Below are 15006 nucleotides of genomic sequence, written 5' to 3' on the forward strand. Positions count from 1 at the left end.
AATGGAGCTGGAATTGAGTTAGATTGCCGTTAGTCATCAACGGGGCAATCCGTTTTGAGCGAACAATGATCGGGCGCCCGGGCTCCATCGATTTGGTGGAAACCCAACCGGCCATCGTCTAGACTGTTCATCAGTCAACCCTTTTCAATCTGCTCAATCCGCGAATTCGCTTCCAACGGCATGCTGACCGCTGCAAAATCCCAAGCGCTCACGTTGCTTAACAAAGTCACGTGCCCTCACTGCTGGAATGCCTATGCGCCCGAGGAGTCGCTTTGGATATCGGAGCACCCCGATTTGCTGGGCGATGCGAAATTGGGCTTTCAGCACGCCAAGCGATTTCTACCGAGTCGTTTCACGGCGCAAGGGGACGCGATTGACGAAATGGGGCAACCGGCGACGCGATTGGCCTGTCCACGCTGTCACCTGCATGTGCCGCGTTCGATGTATCAGGTGCCCAGTCTGTTCTTCAGCATCTTTGGCGCGCCGGCCTGTGGGAAAAGTTACTTCCTGACATCGATGTCTTGGAAATTGCGCCAGACGCTGCCCAAGCGTTTCGCGGTCTCACTCAGCGACGTCGACGCCGAAACCAATTCCCGGATCCATGAATACGAAGAATTGCAGTTCATGAACCCGGACCTGGACACGCCGGTGGCGCTGGCCAAGACCGAGGAGCAGGGCGACATGTACGACACGGTCGACATGGGCGACCACAGTGTGTCGCTGCCGCGGCCGTTCATGTTTAATCTAACACCGCTGTCGAGCCACCCTCGCTACAAACGCAACCGAGAAATTTCCAAACTGGTTTGTCTGTATGACAACGCCGGCGAAAGCTTTTTCCCCGGCGCAGACAAAACGATCAACCCGGTCACGCGCCACCTGGCTTGTTCAAAGTGTTTGTTCTTCTGTTTTGATCCGACCCAGGACACACGGTTCCGACGCGCCTGCGAAGGCAAATCGGAAGACCCACAAATGGCTTCGCGGACCGCCCGCTTGGCACGTGAAACCACGGTCCGCCAAGACACGATCTTGCTGGAAGCGATCCAGCGTGTTCGCCGACACGCGGGCCTGCGCGATGACGAACTGCACCAACGGCCGTTGGTGATCATCGTCACCAAGTGGGATGCTTGGAAGAATTTGTTGCCCGATGTTTCGACCGAGGAACCTTATTTACCGGTCCCTGGCACCAAGTTTTGTTCGTTGGACAGCAAGCGGATCAAAGACACGTCGGAGAAAGTCGGCGAATTGATGGCTGAGATTTGCCCGGAAATCGTGGCAGCCGCCGAAGGTTTTTCGACCAGCCTGACCTTTATCCCCGTCAGTGCCAGCGGCAGCAGCCCCACTGTCGACCCAGAAACCGGGGCGTTGGGAATCCGGCCACGCGATATGCAACCGTACTGGGTGGAGATTCCGATGTTGATGGCACTGCACAATTGGGCGGGCGGATTGGTGGGAGCCACTGACGGGCGTTCGTCGTTACAAGACGGTCAATGGTTGACCGACGAAGATTAGTGCTTCATCCAGATTTGAATTTCGGGTCGACAATTCGTGGCGTAAGCTTCCAGCTTGCGATTCACCCGGTGTGGTGAAGGCAAGCTGGAAGCTTACCCCACTTTTAAAAGTTGACGAAGATTAGTGCAGCGCCAGTAGCGGTAGCCGGAAAGCTGGCGCTGGTTTCCGCGAGTTCGGAAACCGGGCTTCCAAAGCCCGCCTACGAGCATTGAAACTTGCGCAATCCGATAGAGAGAGAGAAAGGTTTCGCGGTCGCACGGCATGAGCACTGAATTACTTTACACCTCTGCGCCGCAAGGCTTGCGTCACGGCAGCCGTGGTTTTTGTACGGTCCTCACGACCGCCGGAATGCCGATCAATGTGATCGGTCGGCTGGAGTCGATTTCGGGCTACAGCCCCGTCTTTGCCAACGATAGCGCCCATGCAGCGCAAAATCCTGTCGCCTATTCGCACCAACGTTTGAATTTGGGCGGACAGCTGGTGTCGGTGCTCTCACGCGTCGCAGCCTATGGGACGGACTACTCCGGACGCAGCAACAAGATCGCTCACCACGTGACCGTCGATCCGACTGAAATGTCAGCCGCCGGACCGGCATGGGTGCTGCAACAACCCAGCGTGATTCGCAGCGAGTGGCTGGGGCAATGTGAAACGCCGGCGGTCGGACCAACGATCCCGCGCCACGATCAATCACCACGGATCTGTTCGGCTTGGAAAGGTGTTGTCGGCGATGCGGGTTGGGGCGGTGTGGTGGCCGAAGCGTTTGTTTCCAACGATGTCCAACCCCTATGGATCATCTATCCGATCGAACAGCGCGAGCAATTGCTGGAATTGGTGGACGAATCCATCGCGCTGTTGCCGGTCAACCAGCGTTGGCGAGCCACCTTCAACACCTATGCGGTCAATGTCCCGCCAGATGTGCAATGCAAGATTCGCTTTGTCCCGGTTGGTACCGAAGCGGCTCGGTTTGCGGCATCCAGTGACCGAGCGATCGATTTGACAAAAGCGCAGTCGATCACGACGGCTTCTCGATGGGTCGAACGCGCGCGAGGTGTCATCCGCGGCGAACCGGAAGCCGCTCCCACAAATTCCTTCACCGCCGTTCAAGATTCCGCACCCGAGCAATCGGTCGAATCGGCCTGGTCGCCACTGGACCAGACCGCAACCTCGCCGCCTGCGATCGAACAGCCACCGGAATTGCCAGCGGATTTTGGTGCCGCCGGTCAGCGCCGTAAAAATTGGGTGGTCGGCCTAGTCGCCTTTGCCCTGTTGTTAGGATTGGGAGCGACTTGGGCGGTCGCACGGCATCTGGCGGGGTTACCGATCCTGCCGTCAGATTCCCCTGAACTGCCCTCGCCCCCGGCACCGGTGGCTCCCGTCGAATCGCCTGTTCCGGCAACAGAAGCACCTTCACCGCAGCCGACACCACAACGTTTGGTGGTGATTCCGTTGCACTACGACCAAAAACAGATCCTTCGTTGGGCGAGCGAATTATCAGCCGCCAAATCCGATTCCGCTGACGCGGCCCTGCCGCAACCGATCGAGTTGCGGGGCAAGGTACGCATCGAATCGTCCGAGCAGAACTCGCAGACGGCGGGGCCAGCGGAGTCGACGTTGTTCTCCTGGGGCGGCGAGACGCGTTCTTTGGGGACGGAAACAAAATTGCGGCTCAGTACGAACTCCCTGGCGGAACGAACGGGAGAATTTGTCGTCCAATCGATTCCAGGGATACCGGAAATCGCTCCGTCAACCAAACTGTTCTGGGCCCCTGAACAGGACGATTTGATTGCGGTCGCCGAACTGGACTGGTCGCAACCGGCCGAACCCTTTACAGCACAGGCGGCGGCCTATCGGAATTTTTCCGTCGGCTTGGCCAAAATTTTAGAATTGGTGCAGGCGATCAAACAGGACAGTGGCGGATTACCATCATCCTTGCGTGTGCTGACGGAGTCGTTCCTGACGCGTTCACTGCATGGTGACGAGGCGTTCCTGCGTTCGTTGATTCGCAATCCATCGACTGGCGCTAGTTTGGCGGGCGAAGCAACGGCGCTGAGCGAGGCTCTGCAGTCGAAGGTGCAACGAACAACCGAACCGATTGAACAACAAGAACAGGCGGCATTGCTGCGTTTGGTCAGCAGTTGCGAACGAATCGCGCAGGCTGCGGATGAATTGAACCGATCGTTTTCCGCCCTGCAGACGGGGCAGACAATTGAGGTTCCGGATTTGCAATTTTTTGATGCGAAGGGTGTCTTGTTAAGACGCATTTCGCTTCGTTTTCGATTTTCCTGGTGACGATCCAAGATGCCTACCACCGTTGACAAGATTCGCCGCGCGCTCGAAAAACGCGACGGAATCGCCGAAGAGGAAATGCGTCCGTTGGCAGACGCCTTTCGGAGCCAAGTTCAGGAAGTCAATCAACGGCTCGATGATGCGGTGATGTTGCTCCGCAAAGGCTTGCGCAGTGAAGCCATTCAACGCGTCGAGATGACGCCCAATGCGCTCGATGCAGCCGCGGCGTTGGATTTTCCCGAATGGGACGAATGGAACGAGATCTTGCAGTTCATGGGCATCCCATTGCCGCCCAAATTGAACCAAGACTACGTCGCTCAAATCAATGAAGCGATCATCGAAAGTCTGCCACTCGATGCGCTGCTGCGACGGCACCGCCGATTGGCGATCGCCAAAGCACCACTTGGCGTCCGTTTGCGAACCTTGCGGCAAATCGCTCGAGTCGATTCGGGCAACAACGTGTGGAGCGAAGACGTCGAGTCGTGGGAGAAAGCTCGATTAGGCCAGATTGATGCGGAATTGAAACGCTCACTGGAAAACGAAGACGCGCGGTCGCTGTACCAACTGCACCAAGAACTCACCGGAGGGCACTGGCGGATTGCACCGTCATCCCGATTGATCGAACAGAGCTCGTTTGCCGCCGAAGCTCATGTGAGACAAAACCAGGAAGCCGAACTGGGCAAATTAGCGCCGCAAATCATGCAGGCCTTTGAGAATCGGGACGAAGCGAATGCGCGCGCCCTGCGGACGCAGTGGCAGACGGTACGGGCACGGTTCAACGTCAACGTCCCTGCACACCTCGAACAAAGTGTCTCTCCGGCGATGCAGTGGTTGGAAGATCTGGATCGCCAATCGGTGATCGAAAGTGAACGTCAAATGGCGATGGCCAATTTGCAGTCCACACTGGATGACGAATCGCCCATCGAAGACGTCCAACTGGCGGTTGATCAAGCCAAACGCTTTGGCCAGCCCTTGCCCGAACAACTCTCCCAGCGGGTCGAAGAACTGGCGGCAAAACCGCTTCGTCAGCGGAAACGCAAAACGATCTTGATCGCTGTTGCAGCCACCGCCGTGATCTTGGCCGCCATCATCAGCGGCGTGATGTTTATGGTCTCGGCCGGGAAAACCGCCGCAAGAGACGAAACGATCCAGCAAATGGAACGCTTCGTTTCAGAGGGGCAATTTGACGAAGCACTGAACTATTACCAATCGGTACAAGCCAGTCAGGGCGACGTCGCAAGTCACCCTAAAATGGTTGCCTATCGCGCGACCGCACAGCTGGCGGTCGACAAAGAATCGGCACGGGCCGAGCGGTTCCAAAAACTGATCGCTCAGGCCAGCCATGATGACCCGGCTTTGATCGACCAATCTTTATTGCCACAGTTAGACGAACTCGCATCGACCGCCGGCGAAGTGGCCCGAGTCGAGGAGCTGCGCAATCGAAAGTCTGATTTCCTGGCCGCAGAAACCTTGCGACAGTCTGACGAGATGATTGGCAAACTGGCCGAATTGCAACGCACGTTTTCACAATTGCAATCACGTGGCAGTGCGACTGAAAACCGCCGAGCGGTGGAGTCGTTGTTGTCCACGGTCGCCCGATTGCCGAACCAATTCCCACTGCGTTCCGATTCCGCGTTGGCCAAACAAGAAACCTTTCGATCGCTGGTTTCATCGACGTTGCGGCAAATGAAAAGTGACAACATGCTGACCGAGCAACGTGACGACGCAATCGAATCGTTGATCGGCGCGCGGTCATTGGAGGTGTACTCTGATCGGCTGCGAGACCTTTCGACGCAATCGGTGTCCAATTCAGGGTTTATCGAATTCGAAACGGTGTTGGATGAAGAAGAGCATTGGTTGAACGTCGATCGCACCAACGTCTGGTTGAACCAATTGGCCCAGAAATTGGATGCCGGAGTCACATCCAGTGAAGCGGTCGGGTTGACCGAAACGGCGAAAACGTTGCAATCAATCGTTAATCCCAATCCGGCGTTTCAGAAGATGCCCGGATTCTTTTCCGCGATGGCTGAAATCACCAGCCGGCGACGAATTTTGGACGCGGGCATTCAACGCATCGCAAGTCATCCACTGGCAAAAATCGTCACCCTGCCGATCGAGGACGACTCCAGTCGCACCGGAGTCATGCACTACTTGATTTACAAGACCTATGCCGAACAAAACGAAGACCGGATGAACCGTAGCGGCAGTATTGGCGTCGAAGTCGTCTCGGACTCCTTGGGTGGCGTTCGAAACCGAGCGTTCCAAGGCCCATTGCCAAAACTGTTGGACGAACCGATGAAGTCCATCGGTGAGGTGGTCAATAACAAGTCAAAGAATTTGATCCAGTATGACCAACAGTGGGAGCGAACGTTTCTGATCCAAATCAGCGAGGTGATGCGCCATGCTGAATTGGATGCCGTGATCAAAGAATGGTTGATTTACAATTTGCTGACGATTGCAACCAACGGTAGCGAAAACTTAAAGGCGATGGTTCCACAGACCATGCAGGCGCTCAATCGCCGGAGCGACGTCCGTGATCACTGGTATGAACCCCGCCCTGCCGACTCGGAATTGCCCGCCAGCTTGAGCCGCACAATACGATCGGAGTTGCAGATTGCCTACAAACGGCTGGAGGATCCCTTGTCCGAGTTCAAGGCGGTGGCAGAGCAACGGCTTGAGTGGGTCGGCTTTTTAGCAAAATCCAACGGGGGCCAAATCGAGTATCATTTTCGGCAAGCATTGCCGGAATATGACGGAACATTTTATGTTGCTGTTCCATCGCGAGAATCCGGTGCGGACACCGCCCTGTTTGCGGTCGGAGAACTCAGGCAAGGCCACGTTCAACTCAAGCCCAACCCGGTGTATCAAGTCCCAGGCCGCCCACTTTTTCTGCTTCCCAACTGATTCGAATGACTCAAATTGAACGCGTTTTCATCCGTTTTCGCGGCAGAACGATTGGACCACTGACGCCCGACAAGGTCAAAGACATGGTGCGTCGCGGACAAGTCACGCGGATGCATGAGTTGTCCGGGGACGGTCTGAGTTGGATGAAGGCCGACGAGTTTGGGAATTTCTTTCCCCGCGCCGCGGCGGTCAACAGTGAGTTGACGGCAGGGGCGTCGAGCGTTCCGCCCGGCGGCGCGGGTGCCGGTGCCACCGCTCCATCGGCCAATGACAATGTCAACGCCCAGTGGTATGCACACGTGAACGGAGAAAAACAGGGGCCGGTGTCGCTGGATCAAATGCGGCTGTACCAGGAAGCCAAAATTCTGAAAAAGGATTCGCTGGTTTGGAAATCCGGCATGGACGCATGGAAGCCGGCCGCCCAAGCGCTGCCGGAACTGTTCGGCGGCGCAGCCGTCGCCCAACCCGGCGGCATGCCGGCCACGGTGGGATCCGCTCCAGAGGACAGCGTTGCCAGCGGTTCACTCGCCGCCGAACTTTCTAAACACCACGGATTAGTACTCGCGCTGGGAATAGCATTGTTGATCATCGGTGCGGTGTTGGTAATCGCCCAGGCCTTGGAACTCAATCAGGGTGGCAGGCGATTGCGTTCGGATTACCTGTCCGCGGCACTGCGAATCCCCTTGGGCGGCGTCTTGGTGATCAGCGGAGCAATGGCGTTGCAAGCCGCGGGGAAACTGAAATCGGCCGCAGAATCGTCTACTGCGGCGACCGCCTTGGCCGCCGCAGAAGCACTCAACAAGTTCTGGTTATTCAGCGCGATCGGCAGTTTGATCTGGATCGGGTTGATGTTACTGATCGTCTGTGCCGCCTTTGCGACCGATGTCCCCGTGAACAACGTGTTGATGTAGCGATCGCCTCAGATGCTGTGTCACAGCCAACGTTTTAAAAAAACGTCATTTTGTTGCACGGATCCGGGTGCCGCGTGTCACTAACCATTAGGACACCATTTTTCTTCCGCTGTTTTGGCGAATTCCGATGCGTTTGACGTTGCGCACCCTGCTGGCCTATCTAGACAAGACACTTGAACCGCAAGACGCCGAAGCCTTGCGGAATAAGTTGGAACAAAGCAGTTTCGCGACTCAACTGGTTCAGCGAATCCACGACTCGCTGGCCAACCCGTTGCTCTCGGCTCCCGAACCGGATTCGGTTCACCCGATCGAAGACCCGAATATGTTGAGCAATTATCTCAACAGCACGCTTTCATCGGAACAGAATTCGGAGGTCGAAAAGGCCTGTCTGGAATCAGCCGCGCATTTGGCCGAAGCCGCCGCGTGCCACCAAATTTTGACGTTGGTGCTAGGCAAACCGGCCGATGTTTCCGAGGAATTGCGTCAGCGAATCTACGCGATGGTGGATGCCAATGGAAATCTGGCCGAAAACGAACGCGGTGTGATTCCGGGAAAATTTGGTGTCAGCGGTACGCCGGCAATTGCCGGTGAAATAGGTCCGCGTCATTCGGGAATCGAGATTCCCGGCGAACAGGTTCCCAGTCAACGGCCTGTCACCGATCCAAATCAGGGCGCATCGCCGGCGGATTTACCACCTGTTCCGCCACTGCCAGCCGGTGGCGACGTGCCGAGTGGATCGCCCAGCACTGCCGGGGCATCCGGACTGACTCCGCCGCAGATCGCTGCCAGCGTGCCCCCGGTGGGCGTGGATGATAGTGGCGTGTTCCAAGCGGCCACCAAATTGCGTGAGCAATCGCAACTGTTTGATGGATTGCCCGACGCGATGGGCGCATCACCAGCCATGCCCGGCGGTCAACCGCTGAGTGAATTGGAGAAATCTGATTTTTACGAAGGCGACGCGCGTGGTTCGCGCATCACACCGTGGCTGATTTCTTTTGCGCTTGTTGCGGCGTTGTTGTTTGCGATCAGCCAGATTTTTGCGCCATTGTTTCGCCCCAACGTTGCCTCGATGGACGATGAAAACGTGTCGCAGATTCCATCTGAGGTTGTGGAAACAGAGAGCGAGGTGGAAACACCAGCGACAACGGTCGACAGTCAACGCGAGGTGGCGACCACCAACGCGGCCCCAGTCGATCGATCGCCAGCGGCGCCGGCCGATGCGCCGTCGGATACATCGTCGACTGCGGTGGACGCAACCGATGCAGCGGAACCTGTTTCAACGCCCTCGGACTCCGATCCGGTAATGACCGATTCGGGCGATTCCGTGGCCCGTCCGACATCCACCGACGCCGTCGACACCGATCTGCCTGACGCCGATGTGACACTGCCGAACGCCAGTGAGATGGAAAACGCTGCGGATACAGCGGACGATTCCGATCCTGTTGGTTCCCCCACCGAAATGCCCGCCGAGACCATCGCGTCGTTACCGGAGACCGCTGATGTCGATACCAATGTCGACGCGGCGGTTCCAGCCACCGAGGGGCCGGCGATGGAATCAATCGATGCACCTGCGGAAAAACTACCGAACGTCCCAGGCGACGATCCCGCTGATGCTGCCGATGCCGGTGTCGCAACGTTGTTGTCGGAAAAGGCATTGATCGCGGTGCGGGGCGACGATGATGACTGGAAACTGATGCCTGCGGAGACTTCGGTGCTGGCAGGAACCAGTGTTGTTTGTGGACCGGAGTACCGGGCGACATTTGCGATGGCAAACCAGCCCGAACAGACAGTGACTCTGGTCGGCCCCACCGAAGTCCATTGGTTGGCCGCCGATCAAGCGGTCAACTTGGAAGTCCCGTTTGGTAAATGCATCGTTCATCTGGTTGACCCTGGTCAAGGCATCTCGATCAAGGTCGGCGAGGTCGAACTGGTGGCCCACACCGAATCCAATGACGCCGCGCTGGCGTTCAATATTTCACATCACCGAGCATTGGGCAGCGACCCAATGGTGCCGGAAAACCATCTGACTGAGATTGAACTGATCAGCGTCGCCGGAGATTTCACGGTGACGGGGTTGGACGAACAAGTCGAACTTGCCAGTGGTTCCCACATCACCTTCGATCCGGGCATCGCGATCGCTGGTCTGGATTTGGTCGAACCATTGGATCGATTGCCGGGCTGGATTGATGCGGAAGTGGACACCGGATCTCTGGAATCGGTGGCCGCGGCCGACCTGTTGGAACTGGTACGCACCGATGGCTCGGACTCGCTGTTGTTATCACTGCGCGTGGCGTTGGGATTCCGCCGCAATGAAGTTGCCGCATTGGCCGGAAAAATGATGCTGGCGCTCGGCGATGCATCGGCCTACTTTGGCGTCGACGGATTGCTGAGCAACCCGAAACAGCGGTTGTATTGGTCGTCACATCTCGATGCGATCCGCGAAACCGTCGCCCGCAGCGTCGAAACCGCCAAGGCAGTTCGCACCGCCATCTCGGGGCAAAATCAAGCGATGGATAACGCCGACGGCGACACACTGTTCCGATTGTTAACCGGATACTCCGCAGATCAGTTAAAAACCGGTGGCGATGCGGAATTGGTTGCAGGGTTAGAATCCGGGTCGATTCCGGTACGTGTCTTGGCATCGGAACACTTGCGCGACATCAGCGGAACAACGTTGTTTTTTAAACCGGAAGAGGAAGTGGCCAGCCGCCGCGAAGAGATCGTCAAAAAGTGGAAAGCTCGATTGCGTAAGGAATCGATTCGGTACCCTGCAGCGGAATGAGCCAGCGATATAAACCGCTTGCCAAAGCGTTGATCGCGGTCGTGGTCGCTATTGGATTGGTTTTGGCCGCGCGAAATGCGTTCTCGCAGTGGGCCGATCAACAACGCAGCGCGGAAGACCGTGTGGCCCAAATCGATCGCGAGTTGCAAGCGGCGACATCGGAGGTTCAACGAGAGAATCTGCGGTCACAGCGCCGCACAGCGCTTTCGGCAGTGCCTCGCCTGGCCAACCTGAACTGGTCGCGGATCGCTGCGGCCGGTTGTTGTTATGCGCTCGGTTTGATCCCCGGCGGTCTGGTGCTGTGCGAATCCACACGGGTGTTGGGCTACCGGGTGAGTGCCGGAAAGGCGATTGCGGCGCAGCTGGTCGGACACGTGGGGAAATATGTTCCGGGCAAAGCCATGGTGGTGGTGATCCGTGCCGGGCGTCTATCCAGTCTGGGTGTGCCGCTGGTCGTCGGATCGATCGCGGTCTTTTTAGAGACGTTGTTAATGATGGCCGTGGGCGCCGCCGTCGCTGGCTGCCTGGTGTTCTGGTTGCCAGTGCCACGCTGGGTTGCGTGGGTGGCACTGGCCGGAGGGATTGCTGCGACCGTGCCAACCCTGCCTCCCTGGATCAAATGGATCGTCGCGAAAATCAATGCAAAATCCGTCGCCTCGTCCCTTTCGGCGGCGCCCGAGCAGGAGCGAGAGGCGGTTGCCGCTGCGATGTCACCTGCCACGTCGCCCTCGACTGGTCAGGGCTGGAGATTCTTTGTTTCGGCGTGGTGCTGGCAAGGTTTGGCGTGGTTATTGATCGGAGCTTCGTTTGCGTTGCTGGTCGATAGCATTCCCGGCCGGCCGACGGAGATGCCTGCAGGCACGGTCTTTGCGGCCTCGGTGGCCTCGATCGCGTTGGCCATGGTCGCCGGTTTCGCGTCGCTGCTGCCCGGGGGTGCCGGAGTGCGGGAATTGACGTTGGCAATGGTTTTGGCGCCCGTGATCGGATCCTCGCACGCGCTGCTAGCCGCAATCTTGGCAAGACTGTTGTTTATTGTGGTGGATCTCGCGGCGGCACTGGCCGTGGCGACGTTGTATCGCGAGCAGTGACCCCAAACCGGCCGAAACCTGGACTGCTTTGATGGGTTTCAACATGATAAACTGGCGATGACGACCGGCGGCGTCCGCACTGCGTTACACCCCGGTGTGTCCACTCATCCCCCTGATCTTCCTTCAAACGTCCCGAATCGCTTGGCTGTTAGTGAATCCACCGCGTTGCGTTATCAGCAGTCGGACCCCGATGTTCGGCTGATGTTACGTGTGCGAAATGATGATGCGGCGGCGTTCGAGGAACTGGTGCGCAAGTACCATCCGCGGCTGGTTCGATTGATGCGAACAATCGGACCGAGAGCCGATTTGGCGGAGGACCTTGCTCAAGACACGTTCATGCGGGTCTTTCGGGCGCGTCATCGTTATGAAGCCGGTGCAAAGTTTTCGACTTGGTTGTTCACGATTGCAGCCAATGTGGCCCGCAACTCGGCTCGCAGTTTGGGGCGTCGCCAGGAGGTCAACGAAGTCGACGCACCGGCAACGGCCGACGGATCGCAGGCCGTTGGCATTTTGGCCGCAACCGCGCTCGATGCCAGCAGCCTGATGCCGGCTCGGTTGGTCGAAGGCAGCGAACGTGGCGAGATCGTTCGCCAAGCTGTCCAGGTGTTGGGAGAACGTCAACGCACGGCGCTGATGTTGTCTCGATTTGAAAATCTGAGCTACGCCGAAATCGCTGAAACAATGGGGTTAACCACCAAAGCGGTCAAGTCGTTGCTCAGCCGTGCCAGGGTTAATTTGCGAGAGATCTTGCAACCGTACATCGACGCGGGTGTCATCCCGAATGAAGGCAGCCATGAGTGAAAGCGTTTTGCTAACCGATGACCATCCAGTCGATCCAGACGATGAATTGCTGGTCGCGTATTTGGATAGTGAACTAAGCGATGCCGAACGCGACTTGGTGGAGAAGCGTTTGGTTGGTGAACCCGCTTTCCGGCGACGACTGCAGACCCTGCAAACCGGGTGGGACTGGCTAGATGATTTGCCGAATGAATCATCCAATGAAAAACTGGTTGAATCGACCATCGAAATGGTCGCCGCCGATATCACTCCGAACCAAAAACGATCCCAAAATTGGCTCAGCCAAAACTGGAAGCCGATCGGCTTGATCGCATTGTTGATGGGCTGTTTTGCAATCGGATTGATCGGATCAGCGATCGCCAAACGACTTTCGCTACGGAACGAGTTGTCAGAATTGGCCATCGCCGAAAACTACGAAGCGTATCGGTTGGGCAGCGATTTCGAGTTCTACCGCCAGTTGCGAGACAATCCACAGTGGAGCGCGATGTTGAAAGCGCTCGAACAAGTCGGCGAACGCTCGATGTCGCCACCGAGCACGGTCGTCGACATTCCGCTGGAAGAACGTGCCGATAAAATCCCAAATCTTGCCAGTGATGAACGCTCACGACTGGAATCTCGCTGGTCGGTTTATCAGGGCACTAGCGAAGCCGCACGAGAAAAAATTCGTGCGACCGCTGCGGCTGTCGATCACCAGCCGGATCGGGATCAATTGCTGAAAACCATGAAAGCACTCGCCGCTTGGCGAGAAAACTTGGAAGCGCCCGTGCGAGATCGCTTGCAGAGCACCGATGCGACCGTGCGTGAACAAGCCATGCAAGAAGCGATTGCAGCCACCATGTCGTCCTTGGCTAGACAATCCAGCTCGACCATCTCCGACGAGACATCGAATCGAATTTATCTGTGGTTGCAGCAGTTGCTGGCCAATCGGCTGGAGTCCGAACCGGGGTTACAGCGAACGGTTGAACTGCTCAGCGACCGAGGACTCTCAGAGGACAGAATTCAAAATCACATGATGTGGTTGATGGTCGATCACCGCGAAGATCGTGGACGGCCACCGGGTTTTGGCGGTCCCGGATTTTTAGGACCACCAGACGGTGACGCAGATCGTCGCGATCGGCCGCGTCCGCCAACCGAGATCAGCGACGAAGAATTGATCGGATTGACGGACTTGTTGGACGACGTCGCCTTCGCAAATTTAGAAGCCTTGACCGATCTGCCGTCGCAGTTTGTTCGTCAAGCCGCCGTGATTGATACCTTGCGCAGTTGGGCATTGGACTCCATCCGCCGAAACTCAGGCTTCTCCGATTCTGAAAAACAGACTCGAATGGATCTGTTTCGCCAGCGCGAAGATCAAGACGCTTTTGATCTGCAATCACCAGAACTGATCATCGAACGGTTGACTCCCCGCTCGCGCTGGGGTCGCCGCCCAAGATCACGCTAGCACCGCTCGAATCCAACCGGTTGGAGTTCAACCCTAGTGTTTAATGCTAGCGCCGTTGGAGTTCACGCTTTAGCGTGTCGGGCTGGTTTTCCGGGGGCGAGTGCGTGAGCAACCCTAGGGGCGCCCGTCGAATTTGGCAAAGATCATTTTGCCGGCATTGGTTTGCAAGGTGCTGGTCACACGGACTTCCAAGTCTTGGCCGATGCGATTGCGCGCCCCTTCGACAACAACCATCGTGCCATCGTCCAAGTATCCGATTCCCTGTTCGGCGCCTTCACCGGGTTTGATAATCTTGCAACTGAAGGACTCGTCGGGCAGATAAACCGGTCGCAGGGAATTGCTTATTTCGTTCAAATTGATGACCGGCACATTGTGCAATTTGGCCACTTTGTTCAGATTGAAATCACCGGTCACCACTTTGCCCTCGAGGTGCTTCGCCAACAGGACCAGTTTCAAGTCGACAGTTTGGCCGGCCAATTCCGGCAACTCGCGGTCAAAGATCATCAGATCGACGCTATCGTCGGCTCGCATCCGGTTCAACACGTCCAATCCACGACGTCCGCGGACCCGACGCAATTTGTCGCTGCTGTCGGCAATCGCTTGCAATTCGCTGAGTGCAAACCGCGGCATGATCAATTGATTGTCGAACACGCCGGTGTTCACTAAGTCTGCAATTCGACCGTCAATCACCACACTGGTATCCAACACGAGCGGTTTGAACCCTTTCACCTCGCGAACGAATTCGACATACGGAATCAGAAAGCGGAAGTCGTCTTTGGTTTGAATCAAGACGCTGACGCAGACATAGCACAGCACCATACCCATGATCAGCTTGACCGCATTGCCAATCAGTAGTGCTTCGGCAAACAGCGGTGCGATTGCGATCCACAGAATCCCGCTCAGCAAAATCCCGACCAGAACCCCAAAGTAAACCGCAGAGATCGAATCAATGCGTTTACGCGGAATGAAGATGTCGACCATGATCGCAGCGACTGCGATCCCCATCGTGCCGACGAACACCACGTAGGGGTTGATGTTCGCGTCACTTGGCAACGCGGTGTTGATAATCCAGGACACCCCGCCGGCACACAGCAAAAACACACAGCGGAGGATGATCAATTCCATCAGACTTCTTCGCCAAATAGTTGGGATTAAAACTTGCCGGGGGGCACAACATCACACATTGGCCTTCCCGACGACGCCCAGTTTAGAGGCGCCGAGGAACGCTACCCAAGGGGAGACGAAGGACGAATACACGGCAGGCGGGGAATGTGCCCTAAAAACTGC

General features: G+C 56.9%; 9 protein-coding genes. 8 read left to right on the forward strand and 1 reads right to left on the reverse strand.

Annotated features, from left to right (window positions below; all coding sequences use genetic code 11):
- The first annotated feature begins 180 nt into the window (after window positions 1-180).
- The 8 genes from NHH03_RS14595 (at window position 181) to NHH03_RS14630 (ending at window position 13719) form a co-directional block, all read left to right on the forward strand.
- Window positions 181-1509: a hypothetical protein gene (locus NHH03_RS14595; RefSeq protein ID WP_253157300.1), complete on the forward strand. Its 1329-nt coding sequence runs from the start codon at window positions 181-183 to the stop codon at window positions 1507-1509.
- A gap of 261 nt (window positions 1510-1770) precedes the next feature.
- Window positions 1771-3798, forward strand: coding sequence for a GAP1-N2 domain-containing protein (locus NHH03_RS14600; RefSeq protein ID WP_253157302.1), 2028 nt, complete (start codon window positions 1771-1773; stop codon window positions 3796-3798).
- Between the two features lie 9 nt (window positions 3799-3807).
- Window positions 3808-6699 (forward strand): hypothetical protein, encoded by a 2892-nt coding sequence (locus tag NHH03_RS14605; RefSeq protein ID WP_253157304.1) that lies wholly within the window; start codon window positions 3808-3810, stop codon window positions 6697-6699.
- A gap of 5 nt (window positions 6700-6704) precedes the next feature.
- Entirely contained in the window at window positions 6705-7610 is a 906-nt protein-coding gene (locus tag NHH03_RS14610) for a DUF4339 domain-containing protein (protein WP_253157306.1), read from the forward strand.
- Window positions 7611-7737: 127 nt separating this feature from the next.
- The gene (locus NHH03_RS14615; RefSeq protein WP_253157308.1) at window positions 7738-10392 is read left to right on the forward strand and encodes a hypothetical protein; all 2655 of its coding nucleotides are present in this window, start codon (window positions 7738-7740) and stop codon (window positions 10390-10392) included.
- Window positions 10389-11480: a lysylphosphatidylglycerol synthase transmembrane domain-containing protein gene (locus NHH03_RS14620; RefSeq protein ID WP_253157310.1), complete on the forward strand. Its 1092-nt coding sequence runs from the start codon at window positions 10389-10391 to the stop codon at window positions 11478-11480. Before NHH03_RS14615 ends, NHH03_RS14620 begins: the two co-directional genes overlap by 4 nt.
- Window positions 11481-11645: 165 nt before the next feature.
- Window positions 11646-12281, forward strand: a complete 636-nt coding sequence (locus tag NHH03_RS14625; protein WP_315861456.1) for an RNA polymerase sigma factor — start codon at window positions 11646-11648, stop codon at window positions 12279-12281.
- Window positions 12274-13719 carry an anti-sigma factor family protein gene (locus NHH03_RS14630; RefSeq protein ID WP_253157314.1) on the forward strand — a complete coding sequence of 482 codons (1446 nt, stop codon included), beginning with the start codon at window positions 12274-12276 and terminating at the stop codon, window positions 13717-13719. Before NHH03_RS14625 ends, NHH03_RS14630 begins: the two co-directional genes overlap by 8 nt.
- A gap of 114 nt (window positions 13720-13833) precedes the next feature.
- Here NHH03_RS14630 and NHH03_RS14635 read toward each other — a convergent pair whose 3' ends face one another.
- Complete coding sequence (locus NHH03_RS14635; RefSeq protein WP_253157316.1) at window positions 13834-14844, reverse strand: PIN/TRAM domain-containing protein; 1011 nt, start codon at window positions 14842-14844, stop codon at window positions 13834-13836.
- Window positions 14845-15006: the final 162 nt, after the last annotated feature.

It is taken from the genome of Stieleria tagensis, from assembly GCF_024129865.1.
Taxonomy (GTDB): domain Bacteria; phylum Planctomycetota; class Planctomycetia; order Pirellulales; family Pirellulaceae; genus Stieleria; species Stieleria tagensis.

What these genes read in the sequence shown, in the direction of transcription:
- NHH03_RS14595 (WP_253157300.1), top strand. Translation starts at nt 181, where the DNA reads ATGCTGACCGCTGCAAAATCCCAAGCGCTCACGTTGCTTAACAAAGTC.
- NHH03_RS14600 (WP_253157302.1), top strand. Translation starts at nt 1,771, where the DNA reads ATGAGCACTGAATTACTTTACACCTCTGCGCCGCAAGGCTTGCGTCAC.
- NHH03_RS14605 (WP_253157304.1), top strand. Translation starts at nt 3,808, where the DNA reads ATGCCTACCACCGTTGACAAGATTCGCCGCGCGCTCGAAAAACGCGAC.
- NHH03_RS14610 (WP_253157306.1), top strand. Translation starts at nt 6,705, where the DNA reads ATGACTCAAATTGAACGCGTTTTCATCCGTTTTCGCGGCAGAACGATT.
- NHH03_RS14615 (WP_253157308.1), top strand. Translation starts at nt 7,738, where the DNA reads ATGCGTTTGACGTTGCGCACCCTGCTGGCCTATCTAGACAAGACACTT.
- NHH03_RS14620 (WP_253157310.1), top strand. Translation starts at nt 10,389, where the DNA reads ATGAGCCAGCGATATAAACCGCTTGCCAAAGCGTTGATCGCGGTCGTG.
- NHH03_RS14630 (WP_253157314.1), top strand. Translation starts at nt 12,274, where the DNA reads ATGAGTGAAAGCGTTTTGCTAACCGATGACCATCCAGTCGATCCAGAC.
- NHH03_RS14635 (WP_253157316.1), bottom strand. Translation starts at nt 14,844, where the DNA reads ATGGAATTGATCATCCTCCGCTGTGTGTTTTTGCTGTGTGCCGGCGGG.